The 18167-nt window shown below is 64.6% G+C and carries 20 protein-coding genes; 11 read left to right on the forward strand and 9 right to left on the reverse strand.

The features are described from left to right. Positions 1–81 precede the first annotated feature (81 nt). The 4 genes from ASE49_RS08240 (at position 82) to ASE49_RS08255 (ending at position 3858) form a co-directional block, all read left to right on the forward strand. Positions 82–1353 (forward strand): polyhydroxyalkanoate depolymerase, encoded by a 1272-nt coding sequence (locus ASE49_RS08240; RefSeq protein WP_056770345.1) that lies wholly within the window; start codon positions 82–84, stop codon positions 1351–1353. 89 nt (positions 1354–1442) lie between these two features. Continuing rightward, positions 1443–2165 (forward strand): murein L,D-transpeptidase catalytic domain-containing protein, encoded by a 723-nt coding sequence (locus ASE49_RS08245; protein ID WP_056770347.1) that lies wholly within the window; start codon positions 1443–1445, stop codon positions 2163–2165. 122 nt (positions 2166–2287) lie between these two features. Next, on the forward strand, positions 2288–3304 hold the full coding sequence (locus ASE49_RS08250; protein WP_056770349.1) for an XdhC family protein: 1017 nt from the start codon (positions 2288–2290) through the stop codon (positions 3302–3304). Beyond that, positions 3301–3858, forward strand: coding sequence for a nucleotidyltransferase family protein (locus ASE49_RS08255; RefSeq protein WP_056770352.1), 558 nt, complete (start codon positions 3301–3303; stop codon positions 3856–3858). Before ASE49_RS08250 ends, ASE49_RS08255 begins: the two co-directional genes overlap by 4 nt. A 4-nt stretch (positions 3859–3862) precedes the next feature. Here ASE49_RS08255 and ASE49_RS08260 read toward each other — a convergent pair whose 3' ends face one another. Then, a complete protein-coding gene (locus ASE49_RS08260; protein ID WP_235522914.1) occupies positions 3863–4381 on the reverse strand; it encodes a YqgE/AlgH family protein in 519 nt (172 codons plus the stop codon). 121 nt (positions 4382–4502) lie between these two features. On the opposite strand from ASE49_RS08260, the gene ASE49_RS08265 reads away from it, so the two are divergent. The 4 genes from ASE49_RS08265 (at position 4503) to ASE49_RS08280 (ending at position 6840) form a co-directional block, all read left to right on the forward strand. Further along, positions 4503–5195 (forward strand): fumarylacetoacetate hydrolase family protein, encoded by a 693-nt coding sequence (locus tag ASE49_RS08265; protein ID WP_056770355.1) that lies wholly within the window; start codon positions 4503–4505, stop codon positions 5193–5195. Positions 5196–5211: 16 nt separating this feature from the next. Next, the gene (locus ASE49_RS08270) at positions 5212–5763 is read left to right on the forward strand and encodes a (2Fe-2S)-binding protein (protein WP_056770358.1); all 552 of its coding nucleotides are present in this window, start codon (positions 5212–5214) and stop codon (positions 5761–5763) included. Further along, on the forward strand, positions 5760–6104 hold the full coding sequence (locus ASE49_RS08275) for an arsenate reductase family protein (RefSeq protein ID WP_056770363.1): 345 nt from the start codon (positions 5760–5762) through the stop codon (positions 6102–6104). The genes ASE49_RS08270 and ASE49_RS08275 overlap by 4 nt, the downstream gene beginning before the upstream one ends. A gap of 103 nt (positions 6105–6207) precedes the next feature. Next, positions 6208–6840 (forward strand): class I SAM-dependent methyltransferase, encoded by a 633-nt coding sequence (locus ASE49_RS08280; RefSeq protein WP_056770367.1) that lies wholly within the window; start codon positions 6208–6210, stop codon positions 6838–6840. Positions 6841–6873: 33 nt separating this feature from the next. Here the strand turns inward: ASE49_RS08280 and ASE49_RS08285 are convergent, their stop codons facing one another. Further along, positions 6874–7686 carry a hypothetical protein gene (locus ASE49_RS08285; RefSeq protein ID WP_056771000.1) on the reverse strand — a complete coding sequence of 271 codons (813 nt, stop codon included), beginning with the start codon at positions 7684–7686 and terminating at the stop codon, positions 6874–6876. A gap of 116 nt (positions 7687–7802) precedes the next feature. Here ASE49_RS08285 and lipB point away from each other — a divergent pair, with 116 nt between their 5' ends. Next, on the forward strand, positions 7803–8516 hold the full coding sequence (gene lipB, locus ASE49_RS08290; RefSeq protein ID WP_056770370.1) for a lipoyl(octanoyl) transferase LipB: 714 nt from the start codon (positions 7803–7805) through the stop codon (positions 8514–8516). Then, positions 8513–8818, forward strand: coding sequence for a hypothetical protein (locus tag ASE49_RS08295; protein ID WP_056770374.1), 306 nt, complete (start codon positions 8513–8515; stop codon positions 8816–8818). The genes lipB and ASE49_RS08295 overlap by 4 nt, the downstream gene beginning before the upstream one ends. 7 nt (positions 8819–8825) lie before the next feature. On the opposite strand, the gene ASE49_RS08300 is transcribed toward ASE49_RS08295, so the two are convergent. After that, positions 8826–9413 carry a TrbI/VirB10 family protein gene (locus ASE49_RS08300; protein ID WP_056770377.1) on the reverse strand — a complete coding sequence of 196 codons (588 nt, stop codon included), beginning with the start codon at positions 9411–9413 and terminating at the stop codon, positions 8826–8828. A gap of 173 nt (positions 9414–9586) precedes the next feature. Continuing rightward, positions 9587–10747, reverse strand: coding sequence for a GNAT family N-acetyltransferase (locus ASE49_RS08305; protein WP_200921997.1), 1161 nt, complete (start codon positions 10745–10747; stop codon positions 9587–9589). A 150-nt stretch (positions 10748–10897) separates the two neighbouring features. On the opposite strand from ASE49_RS08305, the gene ASE49_RS08310 reads away from it, so the two are divergent. Next, positions 10898–11995, forward strand: a complete 1098-nt coding sequence (locus ASE49_RS08310; protein ID WP_056770382.1) for a fatty acid desaturase family protein — start codon at positions 10898–10900, stop codon at positions 11993–11995. A 2-nt stretch (positions 11996–11997) separates the two neighbouring features. Here the strand turns inward: ASE49_RS08310 and lptG are convergent, their stop codons facing one another. From lptG to ASE49_RS08335, 5 genes are all read right to left on the reverse strand, one after another. Next, positions 11998–13095, reverse strand: coding sequence for an LPS export ABC transporter permease LptG (gene lptG / locus ASE49_RS08315; RefSeq protein ID WP_056770384.1), 1098 nt, complete (start codon positions 13093–13095; stop codon positions 11998–12000). 1 nt (position 13096) lies between these two features. Continuing rightward, complete coding sequence (gene lptF / locus ASE49_RS08320; RefSeq protein ID WP_056770387.1) at positions 13097–14323, reverse strand: LPS export ABC transporter permease LptF; 1227 nt, start codon at positions 14321–14323, stop codon at positions 13097–13099. 131 nt (positions 14324–14454) lie between these two features. Next, the gene (clpS, locus tag ASE49_RS08325; protein WP_442945972.1) at positions 14455–14874 is read right to left on the reverse strand and encodes an ATP-dependent Clp protease adapter ClpS; all 420 of its coding nucleotides are present in this window, start codon (positions 14872–14874) and stop codon (positions 14455–14457) included. Between the two features lie 120 nt (positions 14875–14994). Then, on the reverse strand, positions 14995–15534 hold the full coding sequence (locus tag ASE49_RS18690) for a phasin family protein (protein ID WP_235522892.1): 540 nt from the start codon (positions 15532–15534) through the stop codon (positions 14995–14997). 667 nt (positions 15535–16201) lie between these two features. Further along, positions 16202–17977: a PHA/PHB synthase family protein gene (locus ASE49_RS08335; RefSeq protein ID WP_056771005.1), complete on the reverse strand. Its 1776-nt coding sequence runs from the start codon at positions 17975–17977 to the stop codon at positions 16202–16204. Positions 17978–18167: the final 190 nt, after the last annotated feature.

The raw sequence follows: 18167 nt of genomic DNA on the forward strand, positions 1-18167 counted from the left end.
CCGCATTGCAACAGTAACCCTTCGTTGCCAGTTTGACAGCACTGACATTCCGATTGCGGCCAGTCGGCCAGGAGACGTGACGTGCTTTACAACGCATATGAACTGCAGCGCGCGATGCTCGGCAATGCCGCTGCCTGGGCCTCTGCCGGCGCGGAAATGCTGGTTAACCCCATGCTGCCGTTTGGAAATACCGAGATTTCCTCCGTCATGTCGTCCGCGCTCAACGTGTTCGCGCATGCAACAGCGTCCCGCGGCAAACCGGCGTTCGGGATCGAGACGGTAACGGTCGATGGCCGCTGCTTTCCCGTCACCGAATCGATCGTGGCGCGCAAACCGTTCGGCAACCTCCTCCGCTTCGATCATCCCGGCTTGCCCAAGGATGCGCCAAAGCTGCTGATCGTCGCGCCGATGAGCGGGCACTACGCTACGCTCCTGCGCGGCACCGTGGCCCGGATGGTGGAAAACGCCCAAGTCTACATCACCGACTGGGCGGATGCGAAGATGGTACCCGAAAGTGCTGGCCGCTTCGATCTGGACGATTACATCGACTATATCGTGGCCTTCCTTGAACATATCGGACCGGGCACGCACATGCTGGCGGTGTGCCAGCCCTCCGTCCCCGCCTTCGCCGCTACCGCGTTGATGGGCGCCAAGCAGCACTCCGCCCGTCCTGCTACCCTCACCATGATGGGCGGACCTATCGACACGCGCGAGGCGCCCACGACGGTCAACGACGTGGCGATGCAGCGGCCTTTGCCCTGGTTCGCCCAGAACGTCATCGCCACCGTGCCGATGATGTATCCGGGCGCTGGCCGCCGGGTCTATCCCGGTTTCCTGCAGCTTGCGGGCTTCATGGCGATGAACCTGCGCAGCCACATGATGAGCCACTACGGCATGTTCAAGCACATGATCGAGGGCGACGAGGACAGCGCGGACGCGACCAAGGCGTTCTACGACGAATATCGCGCGGTATGCGACATGACTTCAGAGTTCTATCTCCAGACCATCGAGCACGTATTCCAGAAGCACTCGCTGCCCAAGAACGAGCTGATGCATCGCGGCGAACGCATCGACCTGACCGCGATTCGCGACACTGCGATCCTGGCGATCGAGGGGGAGCGCGACGATATCTCCGGCATCGGCCAGACCCGCGCCGCCTTGCATCTGGCGACGCATCTCCCCGATGCGCGCAAGAAGTATTATCTGGCCGAGGAAGTGGGCCACTACGGCATCTTCAATGGCAGTAAATGGCGCTCACGAATCGCGCCGGTGCTGGAAGACTGGATGGCGAAGCATCAGCGCGCGCCGCTCAAGGTCGTGCCGGACGCAGCATCCGGCACGCGCGGCAGTTGAACGGCTTTTGCGTCCAAACGCTCCGCCCCTGCGCCCATCGCGCGACGAGGCGGTAGATCGGCGGGATCGGCTGTGATAATAATACCGCTATGAATACTGCGCATTCACGACGCAAAGTGATCAAGGGTGGTCTGGTCGCCGGTCTTGGTCTCGCTTTTCCCGCCAAGGCTTTTGCCGCCGAATCGCTGGGCCCCGATCCTGCGGCATCGGCGGATCTGGCCGCCTTGTTCGCGGCGACGTCGTCCGCGCCCCCAGCGGGTGCGTCCGTGCCGGCAACGGTATCGGGCCTGTCGTCCTATAACCGCCGTGTGATGGACGTGGCGGCGCGCCAGTCGCAGCGTGTTCGCGGTCATCTGTGGCGTGCGGACGTGGTGGGCGTGGTCGATTTCGCGCAGCCTTCTGCCAGCCCGCGCATGCATTTCGCCAACTTGGAAAACGGCACCATGCGTTCGTTCCTGGTGGCGCATGGCCGGGGTTCCGACCCGGCGCACAGCGGCTGGCTGCAAAGCTTCTCCAACGTCCCGGGATCGGAAGCCACCTCACGCGGGGCATACCTCACCGCGGAATGGTACAACGGCAAGTATGGCACCTCGATCCGCCTGCTCGGCCTTGACCATGACAATTCGATGGCCCTGCCGCGCGCCATCGTGATGCACCCGGCGTGGTACGTCGATGCAATGATGGTGGAAAAGTGGGGCAAGCTGGGCCGCAGCGAAGGCTGCTTTGCCATGAGCACCAGCGATTTCAACGAAGCGCTCTGGCACTTGTCGGGCGGTCGCCTGCTGTTCGCGGATCGCATCGGCGAAGCCTGACGCCAGGCTGAAACCTTGCTCATCGCTGCGATGAGCGAACATGCCGCGCCTGCGTTAGACACACGTGCAGCGCAATGATACCGCGCAGCTATGTATAACCCTTCTCACGCCGCGGGTCCGCGATGATGGTGGCCGATCACGAAAGCCCCCGCCCCGCCGGCATCGAAAGCGCGGACTGGCCCGCGTTTGGCTGGATCGACGATATCCGCCCGGCCTTGGCTGCAGCGCTCGCAGCCGGACAGCCCGCAGCCCTCGCCACGCTCTACAAGGTCGCCGGCAGCGCCCCGCGCGGCCCCGGCGCACAAATGCTGTTCACCGCCGGGCATGGCGACACGATCGCGGCAAGCGGCTATTTCTCTGGTGACTGCATCGAGGGCGACGTGGCCAGCCATGCTCGCCAGGTTCTTGCTGACGGCCAGCCGCGCCGCCTGCATTACGGCATGGGCAGCCCTTGGATCGACCTGCGACTGCGGTGCGGCGGCGCGCTGCACGTGCTGGTGGAGCGCATCGCGCCTGACAGTCCAGCCGCCCACGCATTGTTGCGCCATGCCGCTGATCGCCGCTCCTGTACGTGGATCAGCAATGGGGAAACGCAGACCGTAAACGCGGATGACGGTGCCCTGCTGGAGTTGAGCGAAGAACCTTTCCGGCTGGCGCGCCGCCACGATCCTGCACGGCGGCTGATCGTTTCCGGCGGCGATCCCGGTGCGCTGGCAGCGGCGCAACTGGGCGCGCTGGCACAGTTCGAAACGATCCTGCTGCGCCCCAATGGCCCGCACGCCCCGCCGCCTTTCGCGGTCTCGCAATACCTGCGGCAGGAGCCTGCCGATGCGCTGGCGCACCTCAAGGTCGATCGATGGACGGCATACCTTGGCGCCACGCATGAGGATCATCACGATCTGGGCGGCTGCTTGGCCGCGCTGCGTGGGAATGCGGGGTACGTCGGCATGATCGGTGCCAAGTCACGCGCGGCCCAGCGGATGGAGGCATTGCAGGCCGCCGGGGCAACGCCGGACGAACTGGCCCGCCTGCGGCTGTCGCCCGGTGTTCCCGGGCTGGGCAAGTCGCCCTGGGAGGTCGCCACCGGGATCCTCGCGGAAATCATGCAGGCGCTGAATCCGGCGCACGAGCGGGCATGACCGGCTACGTTGCGCTGGTGCTGGCGGCAGGCCGGGCCACGCGTTTCGGCAGTGACAAGCTGGCCGCGCTGCTGGACGGCGCGCCGCTGCTGCACCACGCCATCCGCGCCGCCCGCGCCGCGCCGGTGGACAAGGTGATCGTCGTCACCCGCCCCGATGCCCGTCAGGGCGACTGGAACGGCCCGCCGCCGGTTACAGTGCTGCCGGTCGCCAGCACCGCCTTGTCCACCTCCCTCAAGGCGGGGATTGCGGCGTGCGGCGATGCAGCGGGCGCGTTCGTGTTTCTGGGCGACATGCCGCGCATCCCGCACACGCTGGCCGCGCAGCTGGCCACCGCAATCGGCGATGGCTATGCCGCCGTGCCGTGCCATGAGGGCCAGCCCGGTCATCCGGTGCTGCTGAGCGCCCGCGCCTTTGCCGACATCGCCGGCCTGCAGGGCGACCGAGGCGCAGTCCGGCTGCTGAGCGCGCGCAACGACGTGGTGCGGATCGCGTGCGCGGACCCGGCGATACTGTTCGACGTGGACCGACCCGAAGACCTGCCCGCGCCCTGACCGCCTACGCCTGCCCGGTAGCGTTGGACAGCAACGCCGGGTCGATCCCCTCGGCCCGCCACGTCGCCATCCAGCGCGCTTCTGGCTTGGTATCGAACACCACGTCGCGATGCCCGTCGGCCACGTACCACCCGTGCTGGCGCATCTCCGCCTCAAGCTGGCCAGCCGCCCAGCCGGCATAGCCCAGCGCCATCACCCACTGCGACGGCCCGCGCCCGTCGGCAATCGCGCGCAGCACGTCCATCGAGGCGGACAAGGCGCACAGCGGTTGCACCGCGATGGTATCGGTGCCGCCCCAGTCTGTGGAATGCAGGATGAACCCCCGTCCCGGCTCTACCGGGCCGCCGTTCATGATTTCGCGGTTGGGCGAATCGCCCGGATCGATCTCCAATTCCTCCAGCACATCGTGAAAGCGCACGCCTTCGCGCACATGGCCGATGCCCACGCCCAGCGCGCCGTTCTCGTCATGCACGCACATCACCTGCACGGCGCGTTCGAACTGGGGATCGAACATGCCGGGCATTGCCACCAGCAGGCGGCCGGAAAGATACCGTTCATCAATCACGCCCTGCAATCTAGGGATGCGCAGGCCGACGACAAGCACGATGCTTTCGCTTTTGCGCAAGGGATTATAAGGACGGACCATGACCGACCTGTTCACCCTTCCGCCCACCCCGTCCGTTCCCGTGACGGGCAGCGACGCACGCTATCCTGTCCGCCGCATTTTCTGCGTGGGCCGCAACTACGCCGCGCATGCGCTGGAGCTGGGCAATGCGGTGGACCGCGAAGCGCCGATCTGGTTCACCAAAGCGCCAGCTGCCCTGTGCCTCTCGGATGGGACGATCCCCTATCCGCCCGGCACCGCCGACTGCCATTACGAAATGGAGCTGGTGATCGCCATCGGCGCGCCCGGCTTCCGGGTGGAGCCTGACGATGCGCAGCGCCTGATCTTCGGCTACGCTTGCGGCCTAGACATGACCCGGCGCGATCTGCAGAACGCCGCCAAGGCCAAGGGCTATCCGTGGGACACCGGCAAGGACTTCGAAAACGGCGCGGTGATCGGCGCGATCACGCCCGCAGCCCACTTCGCCGCCGCCGGCCAGCGCATCGCCTTAGACCAGAACGGTGCTCGCAGGCAGGATGGCGTGCTGTCGGACATGATCTGGTCGATTCCCGAACAGATCGCCGACTTGTCGCGCCTGTACCATCTTGCGCCCGGCGACCTGATCTACACCGGCACCCCGGCAGGCGTCGGTCCGATAGCCCCCGGTGACGTGTTGGAAGGCACGGTCGAGGGGCTGGAGCCGGTGCGGCTGACGATCGGCGCTGCGCAATGATGGGCGGCTGCCCACGATGACTGGCGTTACCGTCAACGGGCGGGCGCTGGCGTTCGATGTCGATCCGGGCATGCCGCTATTGTGGGCCTTGCGCGATGTGGCCAACCTTACCGGCACCAAATACGGCTGTGGAAATGGCGATTGCGGCGCGTGCACGGTGATCGTGGACGGCGCAGCGCAGCGCGCGTGCCAGCTTACCCTCGCCGCGTGCGAGGGCCGCGCGGTGACGACGATCGAGGGCCTGTCGCGCGATCGCAGCCACCCGGTGCAGCAGGCGATGGTGGCTGAGCAGGCGATCCAGTGCGGCTTTTGCACGCCGGGCATCGTGATGAACGCCGCCGCGCTGCTTGCCCGCAACGCCAACCCGGACGAGGCGACGATCAAGGCGGCGATCACGAACCTGTGCCGCTGCGGCGTTCATCCCCGGCTGGTGCGCGCCATCCAGCGCGCCGCCGCCGTGGTCCGCCGCGAATCCACCATAGACGCAGCCCCGATGCCCGGCGGCGCCGGACGCATCCCGGCGCTGGCGCCCGCCCCGCAATCCCCCCCATCCGGAGACGTACCATGAAGGCCACGATCTGGCACAATCCCGCCTGCGGCACATCGCGCAAGACGCTGGCGATCCTGCAGGACACGCCAGGCGTCGATCTGACCGTGATCGAATACCTCAAGATGCCGCCTACCGCCCAAAAGCTGGCGCAGCTTTACCGCGATGCCGGGATCACCCCGCAGCAGGGCCTGCGAACGCGCGGGACGGACGCGCTGAAACGCAAGCTTCCCGTAGCTGATGACGCCACTGTGCTGGCGGCAATGGCCGAAGAGCCGACCCTGATCGAACGCCCGCTGGTGGAAACCGACAAAGGGGTCAGGCTTTGTCGCCCGCAGGACACGGTGCACGAAATCCTGTGACGGGATCGGCGGCTCGCGTCCATCGCCTTGCAAACGCTGCCACAATCTGTCACCGCATCTGCAATATTAAAGACATGACAACCTTGCGAGAGCCTCCGTCAGCATGACCACTACCGAGCTTGCCCGAGAGGCGCTTCCCCAGCGTATTAGGCGCAAGATCAAGCAGGGAATGGGCCCCTGGGGCGTGTTCCTCGAAGGATTTCTGCGCAACCCGGTGATGGTCGGCTCGATCATCCCCTCCTCGCGCTTCACCATCAACCGCATGCTTTCGCGAGTCGATTGGGCGAGCACGAAGCTGTTCGTGGAATACGGGCCGGGCGTGGGCACTTTCTGCCAGCCCGTGCTGGACCGCCTGCCGCGTGATGGCATGCTGCTGGTGATCGACACCAACCCGATGTTCATCGACTACCTGCGCCGCACCATCACCGACAGTCGCTTCGTGGCGGTTCTCGGCTCGGCGGCGGACGTGGAAGAGATCGTGCGCGCGCATGGTCATGAAAAGGCGGACTATGTGCTGTCGGGCCTGCCGTTTTCCACCCTGCCCCCCGGCGTGGCCCCGGCGATCGCCGCTGCCACCTACCGCGTAATCCGCAAAGGCGGGGCGTTCCTGGTCTACCAGTTCCGCCCCAAGGCGCGCAGCTACATGGCCACGCACTTCACCAATATCGACAGCGGGTTCGAGCCGATAAACGTGCCCCCCTGCTTCATGTGGTGGGGCTGGAAGGACGAGGACTGAGCCCGCTTTCGCGGCCAACCCCTTCCCCCCTGTTTACTCGAACGTGCCGCTGACGGCCTCGTTTGACGGGCCGGCCAGCTGCCGGTGCACCTGCGCCACCACCGCGACGAAATAGACCCCCACCACCGCCGTAATCAGCGATTCGACCACCGCGCTCACCAGCCGCGCCGCGGTGACCGGCAGGATCAGCGCCAGCGGGATCGTCAGCACGTTGGTGAACAGGATCAGCACCAGCATCGCGATCCCCAGCAGCACGTAGAAGCCCAATAGGCGCGCGGTGCTGCCCTTGGTGAGCTTCCACGAGCGGACCAGCGCGGCGGCCGGGTTGAACGTATGCTCCAGCGCGATCACCGGCCCGGTTACCGACAAGCGCACCGCGACCGCAGCCGCCGCCAGCAGCGCGAGCGCCAGGCCGATCGCCACCCCGATGCCGCCGCCTGCCGCACCCAGCCCGCCCATCAACAGCAGCGCCAGCACGCCAAGGCCGATGCCAGACAGGATCTGCGCGCCTAGATACGGCAACAGGCCTTTCAGCCCCGCCCGCATCGCACCGCCCACGGTGGGCCGGCGCGCGGTATCCAGCAGGCTCAGCAGTGACATCGTGCCCATCGCCTGCGCCAGCATCATCGGGATCATGATCGGGGCGACGGACAGGTAATACTTTTGCAGCACTGCCATCATCTGCTGCTCATTCATCCCGGCACTCGTTTCCGGGGCTGGAAAAAAGATCGCCAGCACCAGTTGCGGCAACAGGAAGAACACCCCCGCCAGGGCCAACACCACCTCGCGGTTGGCGGAAACGGCTTGCGACGCCTGGGTCCAGGCCCGGCTGCTGTCGAACGTCATCGGATGCTCCTGACCCCGCCGCCAACCGGCGAACGGCCCTATCATGGTGCCGCCCTAAACCAAGACGCGCGCAAAGGCACTTGATAACGGCAGGGAATGACGCCACGCAACACACCATGATCGAGGACGCACCTTTCCCGGATTCACCAACCCTGCCCGATGACATCGAACTGCGCATATCGTCCGCGCCGGTGCCCTACCGTGCAGCGCTGGAGGAAATGAGCGCGCGCAACGCCGCCATCGCCGCTGGCGAAGCGCGCGAACTGATCTGGCTGCTGGAACACGAGCCGGTCTATACCGCCGGCACCAGCGCCGCCGCCGCCGAACTGCTCGACCCCCGGTTCGAGGTGGTGGAAGCCGGGCGCGGCGGGCGTTACACCTATCACGGCCCCGGCCAGCGCATCGGCTATGTGCTGATAGATCTGCGCAAGCGCGCGCGGGACGTGCGCGGCTTCGTGCATGCCCTGGAAGGCTGGGTGATCGATACGCTGGGCGATTTTAGCGTCGAAGGTTTTCGCGCGGACGGTCGCATCGGCATCTGGACCCGCGACATCGACGGGCGCGAAGCCAAGGTCGGCGCGATCGGCGTGCGCATCCGCAAATGGGTGACGATGCACGGCTTTGCGGTCAACGTGCGCCCGGACCTGTCGCACTTTTCCGGCATCGTGCCGTGCGGCATCGAGGAATTCGGCGTTACCAGCCTGGAACGGCTAGGCAAGCTGGTGGACTTTGCCGCCTGGGACGCCGCGCTGATGGCCCGCGCGCCCGCGTTCCTGCAGGCGCTGGACCGGCCTTGCGGCGCATCCGAAACCTTGGGGGAAACCGCATGAAAACGCTGCACGGCCTGCTGCTGCTGGGCACCGCTGTCGTCCTGCCGTTGTCCGCCTGCAAAAAGACGGACGATGCGCCCAAGGCAGCGGCGGGCGGCCAGCTGCTGGAACGCTCCGTCACCGACGACATGCTGCCGTACGACACCGTGCGCTCGCAGGCCTCGCTCGAAGCGCCGGACGACGGGCTGGACATGGACCGGTCGGATCGCCCCCGCGCCGCCGCATCCGAAGAAGGACTGGACGAGCCCGTCGTCAGCGATCCGGTCGAGCCAGAGGATCTTCCCCCGCCGCCCTCTGACTGAACCGGCCTCAGCCGACGATGCGCTGGTAGGCGGCTGCCTGCGCTTCCGCCTGGGGCGACAGGGTGAACTTAAGGTCCTGCGCCAGATAGGCCTGCACCGGCGTGCCTGCGGGCAGTTCGCCGCTGGTGCCGTGGATCAGGAAGCCGCCGATGATCGATACGAACATCATCGTCACAACGGACGCCGCAGTACCGCTTTTGCCCTCGTCATAGGCGCTGCCCGACAGCAGTACCGGGCCGTTCGGCGTTTCGGCGGAGATGAGGCGGATTTCTACTTTGCCCTTTCGCCCGATGTGGCCGTTGCGCTGCAGCCGCATAACCTCGGCGGTCACCGGCGCACCGGCGGGAATGATCACCTGGCCCCGGAAGGATACGTTCTGAGCCACCTCCAGATACACCCGGTCCCCCGACTTGTTGTTCTTGGTGGAGATCGGCGTCAGCGTGCGCAGCGGGATCGGCTTGCCCGCTTCCAGAAAGTAGCGCCGGCCCTGTTCGCCTTGCGCTTCGGGCGCGGGCCAGTGGTACGCCGTCTGCGCGCCCGCCGCGCTTGCGCTCAGAACCGCAGCCACTGCTGCAAGTGATGCCAGTGTCTTCATCGGATGTGCCGCAGCCCCGTTAAATTTGCCCGTTCGGTGAATTAGCGGGCAATATTTAACGAGGCGCTATCGGGCACGCCGGGAAATGGCCAAAGCGGCGAACTTTCCCGGCGTGCCTCCACCCATTGCCAGAATTTAATCGAGAATGGGTGTCGGCGCGCGTCAGGACCGGGTCACAGCGCCTTGTCGTAGATCGCGTATTCCCGGTTGATCTTGCTGTCGATCGCCTCGGCGATGGCGACCATTCCCTGATTGTCCTCAAGGATCCAGCCGATTTCTGCACGAGTGGCCTTGAATTTGGTTTCGGCGGAGCGGCGGATATACTCGATCATCATGAAGGCCAGCTGGCTGGCCAGGCGTGAGGATTGCAGCTTCTTGCGCACCCCCATCAACGGCACGCGCATGTCCGCCGGGCTGGGCTTGCGCAGCCATAGCAGCAACTTGATGAGGCCCAGTATCGAGGGTTTGCCGTTGCGCTTGTTGACCTTCATCTGGATGCCGTTGAGATCGGGCAGCGTCATCATGAACGCCACCGGCTCGCCGTCGTACTCGGCGATGCGGATCAGTTCGCCATGCACCAGCGGCTTAAGCGCCTTGCCGGTATAGGCGATCTCCTCAGGCGTGAATGGCACGAAACCCCAGTTATCGGACCAGGCATCGTTCAGAATATCGCAGATGATCCCGGCATCACGCTCGAAATGCCTGGGATCGGCCTGACGGATGACGATGCGCGCATTCTTTTCACCCGACGCGATGATGCGCTGGATGAGCGGGGGATATTGGCGCCGCACGTCGATATCGAAGGTGTACAGCGTCTTGACCCGCGCGTAGCCTTGGCTTTCGATCCAGCCCTGATAGGCCGCGTTGTGGTGCGCCATCATCACCATCGGTGCGTGATCGTGGCCGCGCACCTGGATGCCGGGTTCTTCCCATACCGACAGGTTCATCGGCGCGAGCACGCGGGTCATGCCCTGCGCGCGCAGCCAGCTTTCGGCAGCAGCGATCAGGGCGTGGGCGACCTGCGCATCCTCCGCCTCGATCGCACCCCAGTTGCCAGTGCCCGGCCCCATGCCCTGCTCGGCCGGCTGAGCCAGCGCCAGTTCATCGATATGCGCCGATATGCGCCCCACCAGCCGGCCATCGCGCCGCGCCAGGAACAACTGCACCCGCGCATGTTCGAAAAAGGGATTCTTGCCCGGCGTGAACTTGGAAATCTCTTCCGATCGCAGGTTCGGCACCCAGTTGCGGTCCGATGCATTGAGCCGATAGGCAAGATCGACAAAAGCAGCGCGGTCCGCCTTGCTGGAAACGGGAGTGATGACTAGTTCGGGCATGGCCACGATGCTGCCTTTGTTCTGGCGTAAGGATGGTTCGGCTGGTGCTGCGGGCAGCGGTATCTTGTCAAGCCGAACCGCGCGGCGATATGCGGCAAACCATTGCCTTAGCGGGGTTATACCCGGAAACACTTTGGAAACTTTCGTATAATGAACGCCCCGAACGTGATCGACATGCCTGCCACCGCCAAGCCGCTTGACGGCCCGGCCGGCGGGACCTGGCACTCGCAGATGCCCGACGACAAGGCGATGCTGCGCGCCGCCGTGGACCTGACGCGCGATCTGGCGGTGGCGCGGCCCGGCATATACTGGGCCGACATGCTCGCCAGCGCGGCAGCAGGCTACGCGGCGCTGGCCGGTGCGATCCTGGTCAGCAGCCCGGTTGTGGCAGTGCTTCTGGGCCTGTTCGCCTCGCTGGCGCTGTACCGCGCGCTTCTGTTCATTCACGAGCTGACTCACATCCACAAGGATGCCCTGCCCGGTTTCCGACTGGGCTGGAACCTGCTGGTCGGCATTCCGATGCTGATCCCCTCGTTCATGTACGAAGGCGTGCATACCCAGCACCACGCCCGCACCCGCTACGGCACGCGTGACGATCCTGAGTATCTCCCGCTGGCCCTGATGAAGCCGTGGAGCCTGCCGGTCTTCGCGCTCACCGCGCTGCTGCTGCCGCCCGCGCTGCTGGTGCGCTGCGCCGTGCTGGTGCCGCTGGGCGTCATCATCCCGCCGCTGCGCACGCTGGTGTGGGAACGCGCCTCCGCGCTCGCCATCAACCCGCAATACCGCCGCCGCCCGCCGGAGGGCACCTTCGCCCGCATGGTGTTCTGGCAGGAACTGGCGTGCTCGGTATGGGCGATCGCGCTGGTGGCGGCGAGCATCGCGTGGGGCTGGCGCCCGCTGCTCATCGCGCTGAGCGTGGTCTCGATCACCGCGCTGCTCAACCAGATCCGCACGCTGGTGGCGCATCTGTGGGAAAACGACGGAGAGACGATGACAGTGACCGCGCAGTACCTGGATTCGGTGAACGTGCCACCGCCCGGCGTCATGGCCGGCCTGTGGGCCCCGGTAGGCCTGCGCTATCACGCGCTGCACCACCTGCTGCCCTCGATGCCGTATCACTCACTGGCCGAAGCGCACCGCCGGCTGCACGCCCATCTGGGGCTGGATTCTACGTATCCCAAGGCGAGCTATCGGGGCTTGTCGCCATTGCTGGGCCGGCTCGCCAGCAGCACCATGAAGGCGCGCTGAGGCTATTCCTCGGTGCGGATCAGCACCGTTTCGCCGATCAGCGCGAACAGCAGGAACGGCGCCCATGCAGCGATCAGCGGCGGGTAACCGCCGAAGTTGCCCATCGCCAGCGCCGCATTGTCGAACACGAAGTAGGCAAAGCCCAGCGCCATGCCGATCACCGCACGGATCAGCAGTGCGCCCGAGCGCGCAAGGCCGAATGCGGCGATCGCGCCCAGCAGCGGCATCAGCGCCGAGGACAGTGGACCGGAAAGCTTGTGCCACCACGCCGCGTCCAGATCGGTAGTGCGCCGGCCGGCTTCGTTGACGGCCCGGATCGAGCTGCTCAGCTCTACGATGTCCTGCGAATCCGCATCCACTTTCGAGATATAGATCTTGGCCGGCGTGATCCCCGGCGCCACCGTCGCGCCCGCCAGCGTGGACGTTGTCGTGCTGGGCACGTCGAACTTGACCGGGCGATTCAACCGCCAGCCCGGCGCGGCATACGTGGCGGTATCCGCGCGCATTTCCTCGACGATCATGTCGTTGCTGTCACGGCGATAATAGGTGACGCCGTGCAGGGTCATCGACCGGCCCTGACCTGACAGTGCCTGCGCCAGCAGCAGATCGTTGCCGTCCGCCAGATACAGGTTCGCCTTCGGGCTGGCGTCCTTGGGCACCGGTCCGTAATTCACCGCCTGCCATGCTTCCAGCGCGGAGGACGCCCGCGTCACCACCCGCTCGTTGAAGGCAAAGCTGAAGACCGAGACGAACAGGGCGGTGAGGATCAGCGGGGCCAGCACCTGGTGCGCCGAAAGGCCCGCCGCCTTCATCGAGATTACCTCGCTGTTCTGGTTCAGCGTGGCCAGCGTGATGATCGTGGCCAGCAGCACCGAATACGGCAGGAATCGGGCTACCAACTGTGGCACGCGCAGCGACACGTAATACAACAGCTGCATCTGGCCGTTGCCCTTGTAGGCCAGAATGTCCCCGCTCTCGCCCAGCAGGTCGAGCACCTGCAGCACCAGCACCAGCATGACCAGCACAGCGAAGATGCGCGTCACGAACAGGCGCGACAGGTACAGCGTGAGCATGCGCGAGGGGAAAAATTCGAGGTTCATCTCAGGTCTGGTCCGCTGGTGCCGGCAGGATGGGGCCGTGGCGATTGCGCCGCAGCAGCGAACGGATGCGCTTCGTGGCCTTGGCCGACGCGGTTTCCAGCCAGCCGATCGCCTGGCCGCCCGGCACATAAGCCACGCGCCAGTACATCCACATGATCAGCGCCGCGAAGAACAGGAACGGCCCCCACAACCCCAGGGTCGGGCTCATCTGCCCGAGCGAGGCCACGTCGTTCGCGTACTGGTTGATCTTGTGATAGGCTACCACCATCACGATCGACACAAACAGGCCGAGCGAGGATGTGGAACGCTTGGGCGGGATCGCCAGCGACACCGCCAGCAGCGGCAGCAGCAGCATCATCACCACTTCCACGATGCGGAAATTGAAGTTCGCCTGGCTCGATACCCGCTCGTCCTTGGGCGAATCCTTGTCCCAGCCTAGCTTCATGAGCTCGGGCAGCAGATATTCGCGCTCCTGCCCGCCACGCTGGCGGAACTTCTCAATCGAGGGCAGTTCGATAGGCAGATCGTGCCGCGTGAACGTCAGCACGCGGGCCTGCTGCCCGGGCTGATCCTGGATGATCTGCCCCTGCTGCAGCCGGAAGATGATGGTGTCCGGGTTGTTCTTGAGCGCGAGGAACTGGCCTTCGCGCGCCGAGATCGAGAGGATCTGCCCCTTGTCGTTCTGCACGCGGGCAAAAATGCCCATCAGGCGCCGGCCATCGTCCTGACTTTCATCGATGCGCAGCGCGATCCGGTCCTTGAGCGCGGTAAATTCGCCTACCTTGATCGACGCGCCCAGCGCACCGGACTTGAGCTCGTAATTGAGCTCCTCGTAGTAGTAGCGCGATAGCGGCTGCAGATAACCCACGATCGCCAGGTTCGCCAGCACGAGTACGAAGGTAATGAGATACGGCACGCGCAGCATGCGGGTGTAGCTCAGGCCCACCGCGCGCATCACGTCCAACTCGCTGCTGGTCGCCAGTTTGCGGAAGGCCAGCAGGATGCCCAGCATCAGGCCCAGTGGAATCGCCAAGCTGGCATATTCGGGCAGCATGTTGGCGAGCATCTTGAACACGACGCCCACCGGGCCGCCTTCGGTCGCCACAAAATCGAACAGACGTAGCATCTTGTCGAGCACGAGCAGTGAGGCGGCGAGCACGAAAATGCCCAGCATCGGCATCAGCACGAGGCGGAAGATGTAGCGATCGATGGCGGTGAAGAATTTCACGTAAGCGTCACCTGACCATCAGCAAACCAAAAACCTGTCCCAAGCCCTTACCGGGCCCGGCGATGGGGGCAAAGCGATTTATGGCAGACAGGCGCGCACGAGGCGAGGGCTGCGCGCGCACAAGAATGCGATCAGGCCTTTTCCAGCGTGCATTGCAGCGGGTGCTGGTTTTCCTTGGCGAAGTCCATGACCTGGTTCACTTTGGTTTCGGCGATTTCGTACGGGAATACACCGCATACGCCCACGCCGCGCTGATGAACGTGCAGCATCACACGCGTGGCCTGCTCCAGATCCATGTGAAAGTAGCGCTTCAAAACGAGGACCACGAACTCCATCGGGGTGTAGTCGTCGTTGAGCATCAGGACCTTGAACTGGCTGGGCTTCTTGGGCTTGGCCCGGGTCTTGGTGGCAATGCCGATCTGCTGATCGTCGCCGGTGCCCTTGTCGCCATCATCATCTGCGGCGGTCACCCGGACTGCGCGCACGCCGATGGCAGCAGCCGATGCAGGCACGCGAAGAGAGTCGAGAGAATCGAGGGCCGGGAAAATCATGATGGCCAGAATATCGTGGTCAGGCACCGGATAACAAGATGCCTGACGCAGAAAGTCTCGGCAACAGGCCGATCGCGGGAGCCCGATGCCCCCGCGATCGGCCTGTTGCACGAAAGACGGTTAGAGCGAGGTCGGCACGGCGACCGAGCGCGCCTTTTCGACGGCAAGGCTCATACGGCCCGAAAGCGGTGCGAACGTGTCGCTGAACAGCTTGAGCATGGCTTCGGTATTCTTGGAGCCATGCGCCACCGCAACGTCGAAGTGCTTGCGCGCAACATCGCTCTGCAGCTTGAAGAAGTCGGTCGGCGACTTTGCCGCGGCCAGTTCCTTGATGTCGTTGGTCATCGTCTCGAAAACGGTGCGGGTTTCCGCAACCAGTTCCGAACCGAGGCCCTGCACGCCGTTGGCAAAGATCTTGCCCGATTCGACCATGGCTTCCACGTTGCCCTTGGTGAATTCGTTCATCTCGCCCATCGCGCTGGTGCCTTTTTCGAAAACGGCCTTGGCCTTGGCCTGGGCCTGCGAGACGGCATCTTGCATGCCAGTGAAATTCGGGTTCATGTCCATTGTCTTTTCCTCAAGCATGAAGTGATTGAAAAGTCCTGCGAAAACGGGCTTGTCAGAGGGTGCGGTCTTGGCTGCCGCCTTGGGTTCGGCCACTTTCGACTCCAGAACCGGCGAAGGCGCAGGCTTGGGGACAGGAGCGGACGAGGGAACAGGCCTGGTCTTGGCGACCTTGGCCGGAACAACGGTTTCGACTGGCTTGGGTGCAGCGTGCACAGCCGGCACAGTCTTGAAAACGGGCGGCGCCTTCACCGGTTCAGCGGGTGGCGCTACGGGCTTTGCAGCCTCACCCTTGATCGGAGCGGCGCTAAAGGGTTTTTCAGGGGACTTGGTGGTTGCTTCGGGCGCCCGCGCAACCGGCGTAGCAGCTTTGGTCGGGGGCACCGGAACTTCAGGTTTTGCAGGCGTAGGGACATCGATCCTGGGCGCGGCGGGCTTTACAACCACCGCTGTCGATTCAAGCGGTTTTGCTGCAACGCTTTTACCATCATGCTTGGCAGCCGGGGGCGTTGGCGTGGCCGCCGATGCCTTGGGAGCCAGACTTACCGCCTTGCTTTTCGGTGGATTTTTATCAGCCATTGTCAACATCCAGCCTTATTGTCAGTGCGACGCCACTTTCCCGTAACCGGAAAGGCGGCATTGATTCGCCCTCACCCTGCTGCGATGCAAAATAGTTTTTTGCGCGTGCGAAGTCAATGGCCTTATGTTGCGTTGCACAAATATTGCTGCATCGCACCATTTCTTTTTTTACAATATGATAGCGTTACCGCATGGCGACGTAGCGGCCCGGCGCATCCTCGATCACGGGATCGCCTTTGCCGCCCGGTTTGCGCTTGCCGCGCGCAGGCACGTCCTCTGGATCGAGCTCGCGCAGCCACTGTACCCAGTGCGGCCACCAGCTGCCCGGATGCTCGGTCGCACTAGCAATGAACGCGTCCAGCGAAGGGACCAAGTCGGGATTGGTCCAATACTGATATTTCCCCGATGATGGGGGGTTGACGACGCCAGCGATATGCCCCGAGCCCGCCAGCACGAACTCCCACGGGCCCGCCAGTAGCCGGGTCAGTTTCCAGACGCTCTTCGCAGGCGCGATATGATCGTCGCGCCCGGCCTGGATGTAGGTAGGAGTAGTGATACGCCGCAGGTCAATCGGCGTGCCGCACACGGACAGCGAATCCGGCTGCGCCAGACGATTGTCCCGGTACAGGTCCTGCAGATAGCTGCGGTGCCACTGCGCGGGCAGATTGGTGACATCGCCGTTCCAGTGGAGCAAGTCGAAAGCGGGATACTCCTCGCCCTTCAGGTAATTGCGCTCCACGTAATTCCAGATCAGGTCGTTGCCGCGCAGCAGGTTGAACGTGGTGGCAAGATAGCGTCCGTCCAGATAGCCTTCGGGGGACAAGTGCCCCAGCGTATCGATCTGCTGATCGTCGATGAAGTGCTTGAGATCGCCCGCATCTTCGAAGTCCACTTGCGCGGTGAAGAACGTGGCGCTGGCCACCTTGTCTGCCTCCCCGTTGCGCGCCAGCACGGCGAGCGTGGCGGCCAAGGTGGTGCCGGCCACGCAGTACCCGATGGTATGTGCCGAGGGCACGTTAAGCCGCGCCCGCACGCGATCGACCGCTTCGATCTGCGCCGCGACGTAATCGTCCCATGCGACGTGAGCCAGCGATGCATCCGCCGATTTCCACGAGACCATGAACACGCTGATCCCCTGCTCCACCGCCCAGCGCACGAAGCTTTTCTTGGCGTTCAGGTCCAGGATGTAGAACCGGTTGATCCAGGGCGGGAAGATCACCAGCGGTGTGCGCATCACTTGCGGGGTCGTTGGCGTATACTGGATGAGCTGGTACAGCGGGGTTTCGAAAACTACTTTGCCGGGCGTGACGGCGATGTTTTCCCCCACTACGAACGCATCGGAGCGCGTGTGGGAAAGCTGGCCCTTGCGCATGTCCCCCAGCAGGTTCTCGAAGCCGCGCACCAGGCTTTCGCCGCCGGTTTCCAGCGCCTTGCCCAGCGCCACCGGATTGGTCAGCGGAAAATTGGCCGGGCTCAGCGCGTCGACGATCGTGCGGGTGGCGAACTGCAGCTGCGCCTTTTTCGCCGGGTCCAAGCCTTCGACGGCGCCCGCCATATCCATCAACTGCTCACCGGCCATCAGGTAAAGCTGATGCAGCACCGCAAAGAACGGCTGGCTGCGCCATTGCGGATCGGCGAACCGGCGATCGCTGCGCGGCAAGACCGGTTCCGGCGTCGGCTCACCCCCATCAGTACCGAGCCCGAACTGGCCGAAGATGGCGTTGGTGATGGCCAGTCCGTCGTTCCACAGCTTCTGCTGAACGGCGGGATTGGCGAGCGGCAACTGCCCGAACACACCTTGCGCCATCCCGATCCATTGCGCCGGATCGCCGAACGGGGCGGCGGGCGTCGCGGATTTCTGCGACGTTTCCACCTGGTAATCCGTCCACAAGGATTGCAACTGGCCCACGACCTGCCCCCACCCGACGGACGGTGACGCGCCTGCTACGTCCTGATCCATCACGGCCGGGCGGGGTGGTTCGGTAGTCCGATCTTTGCGCGCCGGCTTTTTGCGGGGCTGCGCCTTGCGCGGCGTCGTCGGGTCACTCGCAGATTTGCTGCCTTTGGTAACCATAAAAATTACGCGCTCCTCGTCCGTGCTCAGGTTTGGCCGCACCGGGCGCGCCTGTCGAGCCCCCAGTATATCCGAT

Source organism: Novosphingobium sp. Leaf2, assembly GCF_001421325.1.
Lineage (GTDB): Bacteria > Pseudomonadota > Alphaproteobacteria > Sphingomonadales > Sphingomonadaceae > Novosphingobium.